Origin of the sequence: Microbacterium sp. MYb54, from assembly GCF_002979515.1 — a bacterium.
Taxonomy (GTDB): domain Bacteria; phylum Actinomycetota; class Actinomycetes; order Actinomycetales; family Microbacteriaceae; genus Microbacterium.
Genome location: NZ_PCPA01000002.1, coordinates 172,536 through 193,185, shown reverse-complemented (window position 1 = coordinate 193,185; position 20,650 = coordinate 172,536). Strand labels below are relative to the sequence as shown.

The 20,650-nt window shown below is 67.5% G+C and carries 12 protein-coding genes; all 12 read right to left on the bottom strand.

The annotated features are described in order from the left end of the window. Positions 1-3: 3 nt before the first annotated feature. On the bottom strand, positions 4-987 hold the full coding sequence (locus CQ040_RS03725; RefSeq protein ID WP_105526083.1) for a glycoside hydrolase family 130 protein: 984 nt from the start codon (positions 985-987) through the stop codon (positions 4-6). A gap of 29 nt (positions 988-1,016) precedes the next feature. Beyond that, positions 1,017-1,859: a carbohydrate ABC transporter permease gene (locus CQ040_RS03720; RefSeq protein ID WP_105526082.1), complete on the bottom strand. Its 843-nt coding sequence runs from the start codon at positions 1,857-1,859 to the stop codon at positions 1,017-1,019. Further along, the gene (locus CQ040_RS03715; RefSeq protein ID WP_105720485.1) at positions 1,856-2,752 is read right to left on the bottom strand and encodes a carbohydrate ABC transporter permease; all 897 of its coding nucleotides are present in this window, start codon (positions 2,750-2,752) and stop codon (positions 1,856-1,858) included. The genes CQ040_RS03720 and CQ040_RS03715 overlap by 4 nt, the downstream gene beginning before the upstream one ends. A gap of 4 nt (positions 2,753-2,756) precedes the next feature. Next, positions 2,757-4,022 (bottom strand): extracellular solute-binding protein, encoded by a 1,266-nt coding sequence (locus CQ040_RS03710; protein WP_105526080.1) that lies wholly within the window; start codon positions 4,020-4,022, stop codon positions 2,757-2,759. An 82-nt stretch (positions 4,023-4,104) separates the two neighbouring features. Further along, positions 4,105-5,094 (bottom strand): LacI family DNA-binding transcriptional regulator, encoded by a 990-nt coding sequence (locus CQ040_RS03705; protein ID WP_105526079.1) that lies wholly within the window; start codon positions 5,092-5,094, stop codon positions 4,105-4,107. 138 nt (positions 5,095-5,232) lie between these two features. After that, positions 5,233-9,279 carry a hypothetical protein gene (locus tag CQ040_RS03700; protein ID WP_105526078.1) on the bottom strand — a complete coding sequence of 1,349 codons (4,047 nt, stop codon included), beginning with the start codon at positions 9,277-9,279 and terminating at the stop codon, positions 5,233-5,235. A 207-nt stretch (positions 9,280-9,486) separates the two neighbouring features. Then, complete coding sequence (locus tag CQ040_RS03695) at positions 9,487-13,461, bottom strand: SdrD B-like domain-containing protein (protein WP_146113858.1); 3,975 nt, start codon at positions 13,459-13,461, stop codon at positions 9,487-9,489. 643 nt (positions 13,462-14,104) lie between these two features. Then, on the bottom strand, positions 14,105-16,651 hold the full coding sequence (locus CQ040_RS03690) for a LuxR C-terminal-related transcriptional regulator (protein WP_181156833.1): 2,547 nt from the start codon (positions 16,649-16,651) through the stop codon (positions 14,105-14,107). 89 nt (positions 16,652-16,740) lie between these two features. Beyond that, positions 16,741-17,145: a VOC family protein gene (locus tag CQ040_RS20415; RefSeq protein WP_146113856.1), complete on the bottom strand. Its 405-nt coding sequence runs from the start codon at positions 17,143-17,145 to the stop codon at positions 16,741-16,743. A gap of 625 nt (positions 17,146-17,770) precedes the next feature. Then, on the bottom strand, positions 17,771-18,709 hold the full coding sequence (locus tag CQ040_RS03685; protein WP_028501055.1) for a J domain-containing protein: 939 nt from the start codon (positions 18,707-18,709) through the stop codon (positions 17,771-17,773). A gap of 69 nt (positions 18,710-18,778) precedes the next feature. After that, entirely contained in the window at positions 18,779-19,432 is a 654-nt protein-coding gene (locus CQ040_RS03680; protein ID WP_105526075.1) for a YigZ family protein, read from the bottom strand. A 30-nt stretch (positions 19,433-19,462) separates the two neighbouring features. Continuing rightward, positions 19,463-20,449: an aldo/keto reductase gene (locus CQ040_RS03675; RefSeq protein WP_105526074.1), complete on the bottom strand. Its 987-nt coding sequence runs from the start codon at positions 20,447-20,449 to the stop codon at positions 19,463-19,465. Between the last annotated feature and the right edge of the window lie 201 nt (positions 20,450-20,650).

Sequence of the window (20,650 nt, the reverse complement as noted above, 5' to 3'; positions counted from 1 at the left end):
TCATCACGCCTCTCCGCCATCGCGCAGCGCGCGACCCCACGACTCGGCCGGATCGTGGATCGCGACCGCCAGCGTCGTGTCGGACTGCCCGTAGTACGCGAACCACTTGCCGCGGAACTTCACGAGCCCCTCCACGAAGGTCACGTTCGAGACGAGCCCGTGCATGTCCTCGAAGGTCTGCGGGCGCAGCCAGGGCTCCTGCAGGCGGGCGATGACCTTCGTCGGTTCGTCCGGGTCGATGGCGATCTGCCCGCAGCGGTAGTCGACGTCGACGGTGCCGTCATCGTGCACGACACGGGTGGCGCCGTTGGTGAGGAAGAGCAGCAGCCCGTTGTCGGTGACCACAGGGGAGGTGCCGATCTCCACCAGCGCCTCATCCCAGGTGCCGGGCGTCGGCGAGTACATCGGGTCGGTGTCAGCCGTCCCGGGAGTCCAGTGGATGAGGTCGTCGCTGGTCGCCCAGTAGATCGCCCCCTCGCCGAAGTACATCCACCACTTCCCGTGCATCCGCTGCGGAACGATGACCCCGGCCTTGGACCAGTTGAACCCGCGCGGGTCCATGGTCTTGAACGTGTCGAAGTCGTCGAACAGCGGACCGTGCTTGGTCCAGGTGCGCAGGTCGGTCGAGGTCGCCAGGCACAGCTGCGCGCTGCGGCGGTCCCAGCCCGTGTAGGTGAGGTAGTAGGTGCCGTCGATCAGCGCGATGCGCGGGTCCTCGCACCCGTACGTCTCGTAGTCCTCGGAGGGGGAGAGGATCGGTGCGTCCTCGCGGGTGAAGGTCACCCCGTCCCGGGAGCGGGCGAGGCCGATGTGGGAGATGATGTCGTCGGCGTGCGCCCGGTAGAGCAGCACGACCTCATCGCCGTCGACGATTGCCGCCGGGTTGTAGAGGTTGGCCGACTCCCAACTGTCGCCGCGTGGACGCAGGATGGGGTTGCCCTCATAGGGCGTGAATGGACCTAGGGGGAAGGAGGCTCCGGAGAACATGGGGGCCCTTTCTGACTGGGGGATGGGGGTTAGCCTTTGACGGCCGCGCCGAGGTCGGTGGCCTTGAAGAAGCGCTGGAAGACGACGAACAGGATGACGACGGGGAACGCGAGAGCGGTGGCGCCGGCGAGGATCGCGCCGTTCGGGTTCGCCGTGGACTGTGCCACGTTGGAGATGTAGTTCGCCAGCGACACGGCCAGCGGCTGCAGGCTCGCATCCTTCGTGATGAGGAAAGGCCAGAGGAACTCGTTCCAGGGGCCGATGAAGGTGACCAGCACGACCGTCACCAGCACGGGACGGATGAGCGGGATCGCGACGGATGTCAGCAGGCGGATCTCGCCCGCACCGTCGATCCGCGCCGCTTCGAAGATCTCCACCGGCAGCGCCTTGAAGAACTGCACGAAGATGAACACCGCCGTGGTGTTGATGAGAAACGGCAGGATCATGCCCATGTACGAGTCGCCGAGGCCGTAGTTGCGGGTGATCTGCACGTAGAGCGGGATCATCAGCAGCTGGAACGGCACCATCTGCACGAGCAGCATCAGCACCCAGATCACGCCACGACCGCGGAAGTCGAGGCGGGCGATCGCGTACCCGGCGAGCAGCCCGAACACGACGGTTCCCAGCAGCACGCCGGCCGTGAAGATCAGCGAGTTCAGCAGGGAGCCGACCAGGTCGATCCGGGAGTCGATCGCGACGAAGTTGTCGACCGTCCATCCGCTCGTCGGGAACAGCTCGCTCGGGGAGTTCGTCGGACTCTCCTGGAACGCCCCCACGATCATGAAGTAGAACGGGAAGGCGAAGCCGATGGCCGCGATCGTGAGCAGGATGATGCTCAGGATGCGGGGGACTGAACGCTTGCGTTTCATCATCGCTCCCTGGTCGCGCGGTTGGCCGCCAGCGAGAGAATGCCGACGAGGATCACGAGGATCATGCCGATGGCCGCTGCGGTGTCGGGGTTCTGCTGCTGGATGCCCAGCTGGTAGATCAGCAGCACCGGAGTGGTCGATGCGCCGTCAGGGCCGCCGCCGTTGGTGAGCAGGTAGGGCTCGGTGAAGAGGTTCGCGCCGGTGATGATCGACAGGATCAGCACGAGGGTCGTGGCGCTGCGCACCCCGGGGATCGTGACGTGGCGGAAGCGCGAGAGCACTCCGGCGCCGTCGGTCTCGGCAGACTCGTACAGCTCCTTCGGCACGTTCTGCAGCGCGGCCAGATACAGCAGGATGTAGAACCCGAGCTGCTTCCAGGTCACGTAGAACGCGATCATCGGCATCGCGAGTCCGCTGTTCACGAGCCACGACGGATCGGGGGCGAGCGGGCCGAGGATCGTGTTGATCAGCCCGTTGCCCGAGAACAGCAGCATCCACACGCCCACGAGCGAGACGCTCGCGGTCAGATACGGCACGTAGAACGCGACCCGGTAGGCCGCGACCCAGCGGATGCCGGTGTTCAGGGCCGCCGCGAGCACGAGGGCGAGCACGGCCGTGAGGGGCACATTGATGACCAGGAAGATCAGGGTGTTGCGGAACGATCCGAGCACCCTCGGGTCGGTGAGCACCGTGACGAAGTTGTCGAAGCCCACGAACGGGCGGTCGACCTCGGTGCCCGGAGCCGTGAAGAAGTAGTCGTGGAAGGCGATGTAGACCGCGAACGCGAGGGGGTAGGCGAAGATCGCGATCACGAACACGAAGTACGGCAGCGCGAACAGGCCGCCGATCGGTTGCGCACCCAGCCATTGGGTGCGCAACCTCTTCTTATCGGTCACGGTGTCACTCGGCGACGAGCGCGTCGATCTTCTTCGCCGCGTTCCCGAGGAAGTCGTCGATCGACTCCTTGTCGAAGATCACGGCGGAGGAGTACTCGTCGCGGAATGCCTGCCACGCCTCGACGGAGTTCGGGATGCTGGGGACGTCGGCGGTCTTCTCGGCCTGCTCGGCGAACGCCACGTAGTTCGGGTTCGCAGCGAAGTAGTCGCCGTAGGTGTCGGTGAGTCCGGTGCGCATCGGCATCTGCCCCGTGGCCTCGAGCAGCTGTCCGTCGCTGTCCTCGCTGGTGGAGAACTTCAGGAACTCCCACGCAGTGCCCTGGTTCTTGCAGGCCGTGAACATCGACACGCTCTTCGAGTCGGCGAAGGTCGTCGGAGTCTCCCGACCGTCGCTGGTCGGCACCGGCATGAAGCCGACGTCGACGGTGTCGGCGTAGGAGGGGATCGCCCAGGGGCCGGCGAGCTGCATCGCAGTGGTGCCTGCCGACATCGCATCGTCGGTCGACGCCTCGTTCGGCGACAGCTTCTCGTCGTAGAAGGTCTTCCAGAACTCCGAGACGGTGCGCCCGGCATCCGAGTCGAACGTGGACTTGCCGTCTTCGACGAGCATCGTGCCGTCGGTCTCGGCCAGATACAGCGGATAGAAGTCGAACCACGGCTGGTAGAACTCGCTCGTCGGTGCCGGCCAGATCGCACTCTGCACGCCGGAGGCGACGATCGCACGCGACCCTTCGAGGAACGCGTCGTACGTGTTCATCTGCGGGTCTTCCGGGTCGATCCCCGCGGCCTGGAAGAGCGCCTTGTTGTACATGACCATCACGGGGTTCGACTTCCACGGGAGCTGGTAGAAGCTGCCGTCGCTCGCGTAGGCATCGACCTCTCCGCCGCGCTCGGTGATGTAGTCGCTGCCGCCGTCGATCTTGCTGAGGTCGACGAGTCCGCCCTGTTTGACCCAGCCCGAGACCGCGGCCGGCGCCACGTTGTAGACGAGGCAGGGAGCCGTGCCCGCGGTGATCGCGGCGGTGATCGCCTCTTCCGACGAGGAGCCGGCGGGGATCTCCTGCGCCTTGACCTTCTCGTCGGGGTGCTCGTCGTTCCAGGCCTTGACCACGGCGGTGCCCCAGGCGAGTTCCTGTTCGTTGTTGGAGAGCCAGATGCTGATGGGCCCGGTGCCGTCGGCTGAGCTTTCGCCACCACCGCCTCCGGCCGAGCATCCGGTGGCGATGAGAGCGGTGGCGCCGATCAAGGCGATTGCGCGGAGCTTCTTCATGGTGTCCTCCTTGACACTGCGGGTGGTGACGCTGCGGGTGGTGGTGCTGCGGGTGGTGGTGCTGCGGTGATGCGGATGCCGACTAGCTGGTGCTCTCCCGGAAGTGCACGACGTTGCAGTCGACGATCTCGGTGCGCGGCTGCGCCCCGAGGATGTCAGCCCGCAGGAGGCGGGCGGCGGCGCGGCCTCGGGCCGCGGGGTCGGATGAGACGCTGGTCAGCGCTGGAGACAGGTGGGCGGAGAGGTGGTCGTCGTCGAAGCCCGAGATCGCGAGGTCCTGCGGGATCGAGAGGCCCTGGGAACGGGCGTAGGAGAGCCCGGCGATGGCCATGGTGTCGTTCGAGTAGAGGATCGCGGTCGGGCGGTCGGGCAGGGCGAGGAGCTCAGCGGTGCGGGTGCGGCCGCTCGCGGCGGTGAAGTCGCCCTCGCGGAGCAGCTCGTCGTCGCCGATCGCCGCGACATAGGCGTCTGCACGCGCTTTCGAATGCACGTATTCGAGCGGCCCGGAGACGTGGGCGATGCGTTCGTGTCCGGCGGCCCGGAGGTGCGCGATGATCTCGCGGACCGGGGCGGTGTCGTCGGTTCGCACACACGAGAACCCGGTCGGCTGGTCATAGGCGCCAACCAGCACGGTGGGCAGTCCGAGGTCGTCGAGGAAGGGTACACGCCAGTCGTCGGTGCGCAGGTCGAGCAGGAGGGCGCCGTCGGCGCGGCCGTGGGTGAGCGTGCGGTACGCCCGTTCCTCGGCGTCGCGGTCGGGGACTACCTGGAGCAGGAGTGCCGTCTCGGTCTCGGCGAGCACCGATTCGACGCCGGCGATGAAGGCCGGGAAGAAGGAGTCGTTCGCGATGACCTGGGGGTCGCGGGCCAGCACCACGGCGACCGCGTTGGCCCGACGCGTGGCGAGTGCCCGTGCGCTCTGGCTCGGTGCCCAGTTCAGCTTCTCGGCCGCTGCGAGGACCTTCGCCTTCGTCTCGTCGGAGATCGGGCGGTTGCCGCTCAGGGCGTGCGAGACCGTGGCCTTCGTGACGCCTGCTTCGCGAGCGACATCGGCGATGGTCGTGCGGCTCATGCCACCTCCTCGTGGGTTCCGGACGCTCCGATGCACTCATCGGTGAACCGGTTTGATGAGTGTAAACCGGTTTGATTGCGGAAGTCAACGACGGAGTGACGTTCCGGGGGAGCGATTCTGATCGAGGGCCGGGCCGGGTCAGGTCATCTGCTCGCGCCGGCGACGCGCTGCCGCGGCGATCAGCAGCGTGAGAGCGCCGAGGGTGGCAAGAGTCGCTCCGACGATCAGGAACACGGTGGGATCAGCCCCGGTTGTCGGCAGAGCGGAGCGCAACGTCACCTCTGCGGTCGACGGCGTCGAGACGACCCGATCCCCGTTGCCGTCGAGTCCTGTCGCCAGGGCGGTGTTCGCGATGCTCGTCGCGTTCGCATCCCCCGTGGTCAGCACGTAGGAGGCGGAGCATTCGATGCTCGCGCCGGGGGCGAGCGCAACGGGCGCGGTCGGGCATGACACCGTCGGCACGACCCCGGCGCCGGTGAAATCGAGTTCCTGAACGCCGATCGATGAGACGGCGACCGGTCCCGAATTCACGATCACGTAGCGATAGTGAAGCGTGGTCCCCGGAGTGAACTCGTCGAGCACGGACGGGTCGACGGATTTGGTCAGCGTGAGCGCCGCGCCGGACAGTGGTGGTGCGACCGTGACGGAGAAGACCGCCTCCGACTCGGGGCTCTCGGTCGGACCCTCCGCAGCGGGTGCGGAGCCGATCGCGGTCGCGGTGTTCGTGACGGTGCCGCGATCGGCGTCTTCCTGCGACACGGTGTAGCTCGCCGTGCAGACGACCACGCCGTCTGGCGGAAGGCTCGCGGCCCCGGCCGGGCAGACAGCGACAGGTGGGGGGTTCGTTCCGCTGAAGGTGCCTTCTCGAACGGCAACGTCGCTCAGTGTGACGTTGCCGATGTTCGTGATGGTGAACGTGTACTGCTGGGTCGCGCCGGGCCCCGCGGCGGTCAGGGGCTCGACGGCCTTCACCAAGGTCAGTGCGGGTGAGATCACGGCCGGGATGACGACCGTCGATGGGGGCGAGATCGCCGGATCGCCGCCCGCGGGGGGAGTGCCTTCGGCCGCCGCCGTGTTGCTGACGCTCCCGCTGTCGAGGTCGCGTTGACCGACGGCCACACTCGCCGTGCACACCATGTCGTCGCCAGGGGCGAGCGGGGTGGTCGGGCAGGCCGGGGCGCTGCGGGCACCGACGCCCGTGAACACGCCCTCACGGATCCGGATGTCATCGAGGGTCACGTTGCCGGTGTTCGTCACGGTGAAGGTGTACTCGATGAGATCCCCGACGCTCGACACCGAGGACACGGGTGAGGTCTTGACCACCGTGAGGTTGGGGATCGCGTTCACAGTGACAGGAGTGGTCGACGGGTCTGAGGTGACGATGCCGCCGGCCGCGGGCGCCGTTCCTGAGGCGGTGGCTGTGTTAAGGAATGACCCGGCGTCGAGGTCGGCCTGGGTCGGGTTGTATGTCGCGGTGCAGGTGACTGAGTCATCCGGTGCGAGCGACACGGCACCGGCTGGGCAGGCGACGACGGGAGTGGGCCCAGAACCGGTGAAGTCCGTCTCGGCGATGCCGACATCGCTCAGGGTGACCGTTCCGGTGTTCGTGACCAGGAACGAGTACAGCACCACGTCTGTGAGCGCATCGATCTGCCCTGGGGACGCTGACTTCTGCAGCGAGAGCGACCGGATCGGCTCGATCGTGACGGTCGCCGAAGACGGCGGTGAGTCGACCGGCACTCCGCCGGGGGCCGTCGCTGTTGCGATCGCGGTGTTCGTGATCGTGCCAGCGGTGACGTCGGCGAGCGTCGTGACATAGCTCCCTGTGCACGTCACCGTGGCGCCAGGGAGGAGAGCGTCCGCCTCGGCCGGACAGGCCGCGGCGGGAGGCGTGCCGGTGCCACTGAAGGCGGTCTCATCGACTGTGGCGGCGGTCAGGGTCACGTTGCCGGTGTTCGTGACGAGGAAGCTGTACGTGATCGTCTCGCCGGCCGCAGTGACCGTCGATGGATCGGCGCTCTTCTGGAGGGTGAGCGCGGGTGCCTGATCGCCCGGCAGGTCGACGGACGACTCCGGAGAGACGACCGGATCGCCACTGGGGAGTGTGCCTTGCGCGGTTGCGGAGTTCTTGAGTGTTCCGGCATCCACATCCTCTTGGGTCAGCACGTACGCGGTGTGGCAGACGACCTGATGCCCTGGCTCGAGGGCCGCTGCTTCCGGGCCGCAGTCGATCGGTCCGATCGGGCCGCTCCCGGTGAACACCTGCTCGTCTACGGCGATGTCCCTGACCGTGAGATTGCCGGCGTTCGTCACCACGAACGCATAGTCGATCGCCTGGCCGACGACGAATGACGCGACGTCGTTCGGCGTGGCTGACTTCGCAAGCTCGAGTGCGGCGATCTGGTCCGCGACGATGTCCACGCTCGCCGGATTCGATGACACGGGTGAGCCGGCCGTCCCGGTCGCGATCGCCGTGTTCGAGATGATGCCGGCGTCGACATCGGCCTGGGTTGCGTCGTACTGGGTGGTGGTGCAAGTCATCGCCGCCGTGGGCGCGAGCTCGGTTGCCGGGCAGGAGACGCTGGGCGTGGGGCCGCTTCCGGTGAACGATTGCTCGGTGACGGCGATGCCGCTGATGGCCACATTCCCAGTGTTCGTCACATCGAACGAGTAGGTGAACCCATCACCGGCGCGGGTGACGAACAGCGTCGATGCCCTCTTCACGAGTTCGAGCGCGGGGGCAGCGACGGTGACCGGTGTGCTCGTGGCAGAGGTGTTCGACGTGACGGTGGCGCTCGAGCCTGACGGCGTTCCCGAAGCTACGGCATCGTTGACCACGGCGCCACGATCGGCATCCGCATCAGTCACCAGGTGGTCGATGACGCTCGCGCATGTCATCGATGCTCCCGGAGCGAGCGTCGTCGACGGACAGTCGACCTCGCCGAGGAGAGGGTCCGTCACCGTCACATCTTCGAGTGGGAGTTCACCCGTGTTGTCGAGGCGGAAGGTGTACGGGATCGAGTCTCCGGGGTCGGTGATGCCGTTCCCGTTCGTGTCGACTGGCGTCCCCGCGTACTTCTGCAGCGTGAGCCCGACTGCGCGGGCGGTATTGGTGATGGTGCAGTCGATGAGGTCGCCGATGGCAGGAACGACCACGGCGGATGCGCCGACCTGCCCCGAGGGCAGGCTGGCATCGGTCTGACCGTTTCTCGTGCAGCTCCAGCTGGTGACGTAGCCCGAGAGGCTTCCCGGTGTCGAGGACTCGGCGAGCGTGAACGGTGAGCCGGGCGTGGTCCCGATCGTCGGCACCTCGCCGGTCGTGCCCGTCGTGCCGGGGCCTGTGCCGCCTGTGGCCAGGGTGGCGCCGCCTGAGGACTGAACGGAGAGCGAGAACTCGTCATTAGGTTCGATGCGCCCGTCGACGACTTTGTTCAGCTGCACTTTGGGGAGCAGCACGGCGAACGCGATGCCCTGCACGCCCGTCGTCGCGTTCTGCATCACCTGGGTCATGCTCTGCGGATCCTCCGCGGCGAGCATCGCCGTGCCGGTGCGAGTGAGCGTGTTGTTCGACGCGCAGACCACGGTCGTGGTACCGACGCCGGTGAAGGCACCAGGGCAGGCGTTCCCGATCGGGATTATCTGCGTCAGCGGGACGTTCGATGTCCAGGTGTCCGTCTCACCGGTCGTCGTCTGTTCGACATCGACGCCGACGATCGAGAAGGCATGCACTGGATCCCCGTTGACGTCGCGCATTGAGATTCCGGTCATCCGCACCGTCGTGCTCGTCGACGGATCGACAGCACGGTTCACCTGGTAGAGGCCCGGGCGTCCCGCGACGCCGCCGTAATGGCCCCCGGTCCCGATGAAGGCGCTCGGAATGAGTGGAAGTGGCGATGAGCCCATCTGACGACCGGAGCGCTGGACCGTGTAGCTCAGCGTGTATCCGCCGGGGAGTTCGACCACCATCTCCTGGCCGCTCGGGGTCCCGGCCGCGGCATCGGAGTACGCGCTCATGTCGATCCAGCAGAGCGTCCGTGCGTACTGTCCTTGCCCCGCGGTCGCGTAGGCGCACGTCTGCGGTGTCGGGGCGGCGGACGCCGGCGTGGCGACCAGTGCGGCACCGAGGGCGATGACCAGGCCGAGTGCGGCCGCGAGCCACCGTCGTCCAGCGGTTGCTGAGTACATGCGTGACCCGTTCCCTCAGTCAATGGGCTGACGTGACGACCACGAGCGTCGTCTCCGACGCGCTCAGTGTGCCACCATCGTGGATTGCGATCAAGGCTCTCATCAGGGAGGAACCCGGGTGAGATCCGATATCCCGAGCTGAAGGAACGACACGGGATGAGGGGCCCCGCCACGTGTGCGGCGGGGCCCCTGCGCTGGTTGAGCGGGTCAGGCCTGGGCGCGACGACGCATCAGGATCAGACCGAGCAGCAGCAGGGCGGCTGCCAGTCCCGCGCCTCCGACGACGCCACCGGTAATGGCGAGCGTGGTCGGCCCATCGAAGGGGGCCGGGGCTGACGCCTTCGGGGTCTTCGCGTGCCATTGGTCGGCGTCCTGCACCGCGGTGCCGGACTTCACTCCCACTCCGGTCACGGCCGCTTCGTCTGCGTGCACGGCGGCGGCATCCATGCCGGGCACCTGCCCCGTGCACTCGAAGCTCGCGCCGATCTCGAACGGACCGTCCCAGGTGACGCCCGTAGCAGGGCCGCCGAGCGGCGAGAAGTCGCAGCTCAATTCGGTCATCGCGGGCCCTGTGAGGGTCGTGTCGGTGACGTGGACCTGGGTGAGGGCCTCGTTGCCGGTGTTCGTGATCGTCATCGTGATCGACATCGTCTTGCCGGTGTCGACGGGCTTGCCGGGGGCCGCATCGAAGTCGCCGTCGATGAGACCGTCCTTCGTCGACCACTTCTCGATGTCGATCGTCGGGACGAGCGAGATGTATCCCGCATCGATCGTGCGGTTGATGAACGGTGCCGTCACTCCGTCGGAATCCTCCGAGGGTGTCACGTTCTCCGCGCCCTCATCCAGGTGGATGAGCGCGGTGCGACCCGTCGTCACATCGGCGTCGGAGTCGACTGTGGTGTCCGAACCCTGCATCGAAGGCGTCCGCTGGTATCCGGGCACCTCGCCGAACTCGAGCGAGTAGTCACCCGCCGGCAGTCGGTCGAAGTGGTAGTACCCGTGAGCGTCCGTCGTGGTGCGGGCGATCTCGGTGCCGTCGGCGCTGTGGAGGATCACGAGCACTCCGGAGATCGGAACCTCACCCTTGTCCTGGACGCCGTTGCCGTTCGCGTCGATCCACGTGTAGTCGCCGATCGAGTACAGGGTCTCGGAGGTCGCGAACCACGGGTCCTCGTCCGTGACGACCGTGCCCGTCACGACGCCGGTGCCGGTGACGGTGGCGTCGTCGCCGTGCGTGGTGTCGGAGGCGAGACCGGGAACCGTTCCGGTGCAGTCGAAGCTGTCGCCGACGGCGAGCGGTCCCGCCCACGTCGTGCCCGTCTTCGGTCCGCCGAGCGACGAGAAGTCGCAGTCCAGGTCGGTGAGGGCCGGTCCGTCGAGCGTGTCATCGGTGACCTTCACATCGCGCAGCGCCTCGGCGCCCGTGTTGGCGATGGTCATCGTGATCGCCGTCGGGGTGTTCGCCTTCACGGCCTTGCCCGGAGCGGTATCGAAGTCTCCGGCGGGGAAGCCGTCGCTCGTCGACCACTTCTCGATCGAGATCGCAGGCTCGGTAGGCGTAGCCATCTGGTCGACGACCCACGGTGCCTCCGCAGCGAGCATCGGCGATCCGTCGGCCGCCTGCACCGAATCCATTGCGATGCGGTTCCAGGTGCGCTCTCGCCCCAGGATGGGCGAGCCATCCGCGAGGGTCGTCGGCGTGGCCATCGTCCACTCCAGATCGACGAACTCGCCGCCGGTGAAGACCTTGTCGCCGAAGTCGAACCGCACGGAGTGGATCTGCGACCAGTCGGTGACCTGCTCGGCGCTCTGCCACGACGCGTCCTGCTGGCCGTTGCAGTAGAACGAGGCGCTGTGCTCGTCGGAGTTGTCCATCTCGGGGCGGCAGGGGTCGGTCTTGATCGAGTACGTGATCGTCAGCGAGTCCGGGGTCGGATTCGCGATCGGACCCGTCATCGTCGGGGTCCACTGGTTGCCCGCGCCCGGAGGGTTCTGGGCGTAACGACCGTTGGTCACGCCAGGGTTGCCCGGAACGGGCAGCAGGTCGTATGCGACGAGGTTCTTCAGGTCGCGGTTACCCAGGTTGCCGAGGCGCACCTGGTACGAGACCGTGCCGCCGGGGGTCGAGGTGCCGACCTCGTCCTTCATACCCTTCTTCTCGGCGGAGTCGAACCAGTGTCCGTTGTCCTGGTCGCCGGTGACCTTCTTCTCGATCCAGGCGGCCGCGGTGTCTGCGATCGCGAAGTCTGCGCCCTTGCGTGGTGCCTGCTCTGTGGTGTCCCCGTCGCCGTCGCCGTCGAAGATGTCGTTGTTCCACCCGTAGGGCGATGCCGGGATGCGCAGATCCCGATCGAAGATCTGTATCAGGTTGCCCTGGTACGCGGCATCGAGCGCGTAGCCGCCGTAGACGCCGGAAGCGACGCCGGGGTTCACGACCGTGTCGTACTCGTAGTGGCAGGGTGCCTGCCACTTGGGCACGACCAGCCCGGTCGTTCCGGTGTAGGTCCAGCGGACCGTCGTGCGGGCACCGGTGGTGAACGGGGTGCCGTGTGTGGTGTTCCAGTCGGGCAGGACCTCTTCCTGGAAGTCGTCATCGGCGAGGCAATAGCTGCCGTTGCCGGATACCGCGCGGAATGAACCCGGCACGAAGGTCACCTGATTCGGGATGCTGTCGTAGAGGACCGGCATGAGCGCGGTCGGGTTGGCGTCGCTGTTCCCGATCGCCACGGTCCACGTCATCGTGCCGCCAGGGCCGACTGCTGCCTGCTCCGCCGACTTTCCGACCGCAGGGCTCGGGACGTCGACAGGGGAGACCTCGATCGTCGCGCACCTCTGCTGCGCGTCGCCGGCGCCGGTCGTCTCGACCGTGGCGCAGTTCGTGATCGACGTCTTGTCGCCGATCACGTCCCAGTCGCCGGCGGTGTGGATGACGGCCACGATCGACTTCTCGACCTCGACCTTGCGGAACACGAACGTCACACTCGTGACGCGCGGCGCGCCGTCAGGGACGTCGATCTTCGAATCGTTGACCGTGAAGTCGAGCGGTCCGCTCGAGGTGCCGTCGGCGTAGTGGAACTCCACCGTGCTTCCGGCCTTGATGTTGCCACGGTAGTACCCGCCGTCTACGGAGGAAACGATGAGGCCGTCGGGGATGGGGTCGTTGATCGTAATGTCGGCGTCAGTGTTGCCGTGGTTCGTGGCGAGGATGTCGAAGTGCTGCGATCCACCGGCGATGAGCGGCGTGCCCGTCTTGCCGGATTCGGTCCGGTAGGTGGGGGTGTCGGCACGAACGGTCACGGGCGAGTCATCACTCACGCTCGTCGGGTCCTTCGAGCCGATCTGCGTCGCAGTGAGGGTCGCGGTGTTCACATACGTCGGCGCGGTGCCGTCGGCCGGGGCCGGGTAGCGGACGGTGACGGAGATGTTGTTCACGCCGCTGCGCAGATCGCCGAGCTTCCACGTAACGGTGTGCGTGGTCGGGTTGTACACGCCGCTGTTGGATGCGGAGACATAGACGGCCTCGGCCGGGAGGGGGTCGACGACGACAGCGTCGGTGTAGCTCAATCCGCCGTGATTCCCGTTGCCGGGATCCGGGTACGTGAGCCCGACGTCGATCGTGTAGGTGTAGTTCTGGTCGGGCTGGGTGGTCGCCGCGCCCCGCTTGTCGATAGCCAGGTCGCTGTCGGCGAGCAGAGCGATCGTTGCGTCGCGGACGACGTTGGGGACCCCCGGCTGCGTGACCGTCATGGTCGTCGTCTGGTCGCCAGGAGGGGTGCTGAGGTTCTCGGTCGGCCAGGAGACGGTGAGCTGCGAGACGAGTCCTGCGGCGGTCGCGCTGTACACGACGTCGATCGTGCCGTCATCGTTCGCGGTGACGGACGTCACCCCGGGCGGGTACGGCTTCGTCACCACGCCCTTCGCTCCGGGCTTGACGGCGTCCGGCTTGGTGAAGTGCAGCGAGACGTCGGTGCACTCCGCCGGGTCGGAACAGCTGAGCTGTGCCTCGTAGACCAGGGCATCGCCGGCGTACACCGAGGTGTTCTTCGCGGTGAGGGCCGTGCTCAGCATGCCGTCATTGCCGGCGAAGGCGGCAGCCGGGTTCAGAAGGCCGAGGATCAGTGCCAGCGCCGCCGTGATGGCGAGGGCGAAGCGCGACTTCGTAGGAGACTTCGTGCGAGACATCAGAGGATCACAATCGGGTTCGGGTTCGGGTTCGGGTCCAGTCCGCATTCCGTTCGGGTGAATCGACTAGACGTTTGTCTATCCCAGAGTGACGTTTGGATAGCCCACTACCCCGCCGATCAGTGAGGACTACGTAGAGGAGTGCACCCGCGCACGTAGCGGGTGCATGAGCGTGTGCGCGCGATCGCACTCGGGTACGTGGTCACGCCGGATCCGTTGCGAGCAGCGGGAGTGCCCGCCGCTGTCGACGGGTCGGTAGCCTCATCGACACGGCCTGGAAACAGTGCTGTGTGGGGGCGAACGGTGCACGAGTGGAGCGGAGCGCGTCGTGTCTCGGGGAGCGCGCTCCGCTCCGACCCGAACTGCTCGATGATCCGAACCCGATCGGATCATCGAGCAGTTCAACGTTAGGCGGGTCGCCGCATCCCGCCGTGCTGTCCTGGAGCGAATACGAACACGCGGCGGCCGCCGTACGTACCCGCCCGTGGTGGCGGCAGGGTACGGGCGCACCGGGGCCCGGTGGCGGGCGTCTCACTCGTCGGCGGAAAGGGCGCGATGTCGACACCGGCGACGGCGACGCAGGCCAGCCAGAACTCACTGCGGCTCGTGCGGACGGTGATCGCGTACTTCTTGAACAGGAAGCTCAGCGGGACGCTTCGAACTCCAGATACTCCCGCAGCTGGCTGCGACGCTCGGTGCCCGTCTTGCGCATGAGTCGATGAAGATGCGTCTCGACCGTGCGGACCGAGAGGGTGAGTGCGTCTGCGATCTGCTGGTTCGTCATGCCGGATGCCGCCATGCTCGCCACCTCCCTCTCGCGTGCCGTGAGGTCGACGACGACGGTCTTGAATCGTGCGATATCGTACGGTTCAGCCGCGAGCCCCTCTCGCAGCACCTCGAAGCGCTCGCGCGCATGATCGGCACTCACCTGGTCGCCGGCCTGGGCGAATCCGTCGGCCGCCGTGCGGAAGGCGACCATCGCCATGCCCCTGCGTTCCTGCACCGCGAGCTCCTCGCCTGCCGCAAGCATCTGCTGCGGGTTGCCGGAGGCCACCGACGTCGCGAACAGATAGTGCGTTTTGGCCAACTGTGCCGGCACCTGCGCGATGCGCTCCGCCGCTGCTGCGAGTCTTTGCGGAGTGGGCGCGAGCTCGATGCTCACCAGACTCGACACGATCGACGCAACCCTGGCGCCGCGTTCCCAGAGCCGCTCCGACATATCCTGAAGCACGTCTCCGGCACGCTGGTAGTCACCGGCCCCGGCAGCGATCTGCGCGTAGGCGTATCCGCGTGCGGTGCCGAGCCAGGGGCCGTCGGGCAGCGGATTGCGCTCGAAGTCGGCGACGCGTTGCTGCACGAGGCGTTTGTTGCCTCGACGCGATGCGAGAACCGCCGAGGTGATGTCGAACGCGAGTTGCGTGAATGGCGGCTCGTGGAACGGCTCCCCGATGGCGTACATGGTATCGAGTACTCGTTCGACATCGCCGAATCTTCCATCGAGGACTGCCACGGACAGAGCGATGAAACCGTGCGCGCGCATCGCGATCGGGTCGAATCGCTCGCGCCCCTCCTCCATCCCCCGTGCCGCGTCGTCCGCCGCCCGTCGGAGGTTTCCGTCCGAAATGTCGTTCAACCCGTCGATGATCGCGGCGAGGGGCTCGAGGGGTGCCTGCGTCTCGTTCCGGATCGCATCGATGTGAACGCGCGAGGCGGCCGTCTCGCCGCGTACGGTGAGCACCGAGGCATGGGCGCGATGCAGCGCCACGCGCTCCGGGCCTGACAAGTGCTCCTCGATGGCGGGAAGGGTGGTCAGGTCGCCGTTGCCGATCAGAGCATCCTCGATCTCGACCGCCCGCGCGAGCAGGATCGTCCCGGCGCTGCCCACGGTGGTGGCGGAGTCGCGGAGTTGACCGACTGCACGAGCGGCGTCGAGGTGCTCGAAGGCCACGTGCTCGGCGCGCAGGACGTGCCACTCGACGAGCAGGGTCTGGTCTGCGGGGAGGCCCTCGGACGCAGCCAGCACCTCGTCGATCTCCTCGATGTGCGCGGCCGACGCGACCAGCGCTCGCACGTAGTCCACCGCTGCGCGGAGCGAGGGGGCACGATTCCACTCGGCGCGGGTGATGAGCAATCGTGCACGCCGCTGCTCGTGGACGAATCGCACGAAGCCCGCCATCTGACCGGCCGTGTCGTAGGCGATGTCGTTGTCGTCGGTGCTGGCGGGCGTCAGGTCATCCTGCAGCGCGCGGGTCAGCCGCAGTCGACGGGCGGGATGCGAGACGTGCCGGAAGTACTCGACGATGAGGGGCGGCTTGACGTTGACGAGAAACCTTCCTCCCGTGGCATAGAGCTCGAGGAGGGACTGCTTCTCGAGCTCCTCGAGTCGCTGCGCCGAGATGACAGGTTCGACTGCGGCGAGCTCGACGATGCCCAGCAGTGAGAGGGTCTCGAGAGCGTCGCGCTGATCGGGGGTGAGGTGTTCGAGCAGCGATTCGACCATCGTGACGAGCCCGTTGGACCACAGGTCGCGCGTCGCCACCCAGGAGCCTTCTCTGCTTTCGATGCGGTTCTCACGCACGGCGGTGTCGACGAGTGCGAAGGCCAGCCCCACATTGCCACCGGTCTTCGCGTATACACGCGAGAGGGCCGAGGGTTCGATCGGGCCGCCCAGGCGCGCGGTGAGCGCCTCGTCCAACTCGTCGTAGCGGAAGGAGGGGAGGTCCACCGTGTAGGTCAACGCCATGGATGCGGCGGCCAGTCCGCCAGGAGTGTGCCGGGCATCGGCGGTCCTGATCCTGGTGATCACGACGGGAACCGCCTGGCGACGCTGCACGGCGGTGACGACGCCCCAGGTGGCATCGTCGAGGTCGTTCCAGTCGTCGATGAAGATCACTCCGCGCTCCTGGCGGATGCGTTCGGCGATCTCATCGACCGATCCCGCGATCGCGGACGCGCGCCCCTCGCGCGCGGCCGAGACTCCGGCGATCGACAAGGCCACCAGCGGGTACGACTTGAACGCGGGCACGCCGTTCACAGTGAGGACGAACCAGTTCTCGTTCAGGAAGTGGTTCCGTAAGCGCTCCCACAACGTCGTGCGACCCGCACCACGATCGCCGACGATGTCGATGCTTCCCCCGCTGCCGATGATGCCGATGGCTTGGGCGAAGAACTGATCCCGGCTGTGCACCATGTTTCCCCTTGCCATCGATCGCCGACGTGCATTACTGGGCATCGTACGACCACGGGGTGCTTCAGGAACAGGGCTTGATAGAGCGACCGTCACTCGGTGTGCTCTGTATCGATGAGTTGCCAGGTCACACCGAATCGGTCGAGGATCGTGCACGCGAAAGCGCCGGGACCGGCGCTTGCTGTCGGGAGCCGGCTGCCCTCTTCGAGCAGCACGCCCTGGGCTTGTTGAACCTGTGTCGGAGTGCCTTCGACGAGCAGGGCGATGCGCGAGCATGGCTTCATGTTGTCGTGACCGAGGCTGTCGGACAGATGCAGGTATCCGCCGTCGAGGGCCAGCACGGCGCAGGCGATGCGGTCCTCCATCCCCGGCGGGATCGCGATGCGCATCTCGGAGTACGTGCTCATGCTCTGTACGTCGGCGTTGAACGCCGTGACGTAGAGATCGATGGCCTGCTGGCAGTCGCCTGCGTAGGTGAGGTGGAGGGAGAAGCTCACTGTCGCGTCCGATCATTCGTGACGGGGATTCGGATGCCGGTATGGCCGGAGGGCTCCCGCGCTCTGAAGGGAGGAGGGCGCGGGAGCCCATGCGCTCGTTGGGGGTGAGCGCATTGTGGGGGAAGGCCGCAGGTGCGTGCCTTTCCCCAGCGCCTCACGGGGAGGAGAGGCGTTGAGTCGAGAGTGGCAGGGCGCAGAGTACGTCTCCACGACGGTTGCGAGGGGTACGTGGGCTCCGGCTGCATCCGTAGAGGAAAGCAGGGTCACGTACGTGCAGCGCCTCGGCGACCTACGCGGAACCGCCGATCGCAACGGGCGATCCCCGCCCCCCCGCGTGGATGCAGCGCACCAGCCGTGTCCTGGAGGGTGACAGATGTGCGAGTTCCCGCGCTACGGCGATGGGCAGCAGGCGACGCGTAAACCACTGTGGGGTACTACGCAGAACGGCGCCTCCGGCACGGCATCCTGTCGTGATCGCCCGTCATTCCGAGCCGCCGACGCGACTATGAGGAGGTGGTCGGGTGTCACCGGCCCCACAACAGCGGATCCTGTTCTGCTGGACGCAGCGGTCGACTTCCCAGGGGGGACTGGTCGAGGTCGACCGTTGCGACCCTCCGTCTGATGCTCAGACGAAGCGGACGGTCTGCTGCAAGCGGGTGCGCACGTCGAACAGCTCGTTGCCGCCGATGGCCCGTGCCTGCGGAACGCCCTGGCGCAGCACCATGGCGAGAGCGCTGCGGCGCACCACGACGACCGGAACTCCGCGGCTCGTGCCGAGCGGGGTCACGGCCTGGGCGAGGTCGTCGTCGGGCAGCACGATGATCGCGCCGCCGAAGCGCACGCGCGCGGCCTTGGCGATCGTGCGCATCCGGCCGAGCGTCGCGGTGACGGGCGCGCGGGTACCCAGACTCGGGCCGGTGATCTCGCCGCGGCGGAAGCCCACCACTCCTCCGAAGTCTTCCGACATCACGCCGTACAGTCCGGACGGGCCCAGCACCACATGGTCGAGTTTGTCGTCGGCATCCGCTCCCACGGCGACGTCGTGCCACACCGTGAAGCCCATGCCGAGGTCGGAGACCGTGCGTGCCGTGGCTTCCTCTGCGAGAGCGTCGGCGAGCATCCGGCGCAGATCGCGCGGTGCCGAGCGCACGAGTGCGGGGTCGTACGGGTCGGGAACCTCGACGCCGCGGCCGGCCCATTCGCGGATGAGCACGAGGTAGCGTTCGCGACGCCATCCGCCGGGGTGGCCGTAGGAGCGGGCGCGGGGACGCGTGTCGGTGCGAGCTGCAGCCGGCCGCCATCCGCTCCAGCCGGCACCGGTGTCGGTCTCGGTGCTGGTGCCGGTGGTCATGCCGGCTCGGCGGTCGTACGCCGCACGGCCCTCGATGGTCCCGACCAGCTCCCACGCGCGCTGTACCTGGATGAAGACCGCGGCGTCGCCGCCGGTGTCGGGGTGCGTCTGGCGCAGGCGCAGACGGTAGGCGCGGCGCAGCTCGACGTCATCGACGGTGGGGTCGACTTCGAGGATCTCGTAGGCCGAAGCCGAGAGCGGACTGTCGAACATCGCTCTCCCTCCGCGACCGCGGCATCCAGGATATCCGCCGGTCGTTGTGTGTTGGCCGATCTCCCGGGGTCAGACCGGCACGTCGACGATGCGTTCGATGCCGAAGACAGGGACGATCGAGCCAGCGGATGCGGCAGCCAGGTCGGCCGCGAGGCGAGGAAGCTCCGACTCCGGGACCCACAGTTCGAGCGTGGCCATCGCCGCATAGGCCGGATCGCCGAGAGTCGCCCCGTGGTGCGCCGCCCAGTCGCGCAGCAGATTGTCGTAGCGGCCCGCATCCGCGTGCGGCACCGCGAGCGTCACCTGGCGGAGCGCCGCCCGCCGCACGAATGCGGCCAGATCGAGCGCCTCCGACACGGCAGACGAGTAGGCGCGCACGAGCCCGCCCGCGCCGAGTTTCACCCCGCCGAAGTAGCGCGTGACCACTGCGACCACATCGGTCAGCTCGCGCCGACGCAGCACCTCGAGCATCGGGATCCCCGCGGTGCCGGACGGCTCGCCGTCATCGGAAGAACGCGCCTGATCGCCGAGGAGTCCGGTCACCATCGCGGTGCAGTTGTGGTTGGCGTCCCATGCCCGCTTGCGGATGCCGGCGATCACGGCCTCGGCCTGCTCGACCGAGGAGACGGGTTCGATGCGGGTCAGGAAGCGCGACTTGCGGATGACGGTCTCATGCTCGACAGCCGCCGCGATGGTCGCGGGGTAGCTGCGGGCGGAGGTCACCCGCCTCACGATACCGAGGCCGCGCGTCGCTCAACGGTCGACGAACGCCATCTGCTGCGGGTTGTAGCGGTCACCGCTCACGCCGATGCGGGTCGCGAGGGACGAGAGATCGGCGACCTCGTCGGCCGACAGGGCGACGGCCGTGCTGCCGGCGTTCTCGGCGATGCGCGCGGTGCGACGTGTGCCGGGAATCGGCACGATCCACGGCTGCTGGGCGAGCAGCCACGCGAGAGCGATCTGCCCCGGCGTGGCCTCCTTCGCCGCGGCCAACTCGGCCACGTGGGCCACGAGTGCCTGGTTCGCTGTCCGGTTCTCGGCCGTGAAGCGCGGGATGGTCGCACGGATGTCGCCGGTCGCGAAGTCGGCTGCCGTGTCGACCGTGCCGGTCAGGAAACCCTTGCCGAGCGGGCTGAACGGTACGAACCCGATGCCCAGTTCGCCGAGCACCGGCAGGATCTCGGCTTCGGGGTCGCGGGTCCACAGCGAGTATTCGCTCTGCAGCGCGGTCACCGGATGCACGGCGTGGGCGCGACGGATGGTGTCGGCCGACGCCTCGGAGAGCCCGAAGTGGCGCACCTTCCCCTCGGCGATCAGCTCGCCGACGGTGCCGGCGACGTCTTCGATCGGCACGTCCGGGTCGACGCGGTGCTGGTAGAAGAGGTCGATCACATCGGTGCGCAGACTCCGCAGCGAAGCTTCGGCCACGCGGCGGATCTGCTCGGGACGACTGTTCAGCCCGACGCTCTTGCCGTCTTCGATGTCCCACCCGAACTTGGTGGCCAGCACGACGCGGTCGCGGAGGGGTTCGAGCGCCTCCCCGACGAGCTCCTCGTTCACATACGGTCCGTACACCTCGGCCGTGTCGAAGAAGTCGACCCCGTGCTCGACCGCCGACCGCAGCACCGCGATCATGTCGTCGCGGCTGCCGGGGTTGGGTCCGTAGCTCTGCGACATGCCCATGCAGCCGAGTCCGATCGCCGAGACCCGAAGGCCCTGTCCGAGAGTGCGAGTGTGCATGAGTGGTCCTTTCATCGTCGCCGCAGACAGGTCTGCGGCCGTTGAACCGACGCTACGCGCGGGAGCCGAAACGGGGGAGGGCCTGGTGGAACCCCTCTGGCATGACCTGTCTGGCCTGACCCGTCTGGCCGCGCCGCCGGATCCATCGAACGGTGGAGACTCGTCTCAGCCGCCTGCCCGATCCTCGCGGAGCCGATGGCG

Coding starts and splice junctions, on each gene's coding strand:
- CQ040_RS03695 (WP_146113858.1), bottom strand. CDS start 13,461: ATGTCTCGCACGAAGTCTCCTACGAAGTCGCGCTTCGCCCTCGCCATC.
- CQ040_RS03705 (WP_105526079.1), bottom strand. CDS start 5,094: ATGAGCCGCACGACCATCGCCGATGTCGCTCGCGAAGCAGGCGTCACG.
- CQ040_RS03685 (WP_028501055.1), bottom strand. CDS start 18,709: ATGTTCGACAGTCCGCTCTCGGCTTCGGCCTACGAGATCCTCGAAGTC.
- CQ040_RS03710 (WP_105526080.1), bottom strand. CDS start 4,022: ATGAAGAAGCTCCGCGCAATCGCCTTGATCGGCGCCACCGCTCTCATC.
- CQ040_RS03690 (WP_181156833.1), bottom strand. CDS start 16,651: ATGGTGCACAGCCGGGATCAGTTCTTCGCCCAAGCCATCGGCATCATC.
- CQ040_RS03700 (WP_105526078.1), bottom strand. CDS start 9,279: ATGTACTCAGCAACCGCTGGACGACGGTGGCTCGCGGCCGCACTCGGC.
- CQ040_RS03725 (WP_105526083.1), bottom strand. CDS start 987: ATGTTCTCCGGAGCCTCCTTCCCCCTAGGTCCATTCACGCCCTATGAG.
- CQ040_RS03675 (WP_105526074.1), bottom strand. CDS start 20,449: ATGCACACTCGCACTCTCGGACAGGGCCTTCGGGTCTCGGCGATCGGA.
- CQ040_RS03720 (WP_105526082.1), bottom strand. CDS start 1,859: ATGATGAAACGCAAGCGTTCAGTCCCCCGCATCCTGAGCATCATCCTG.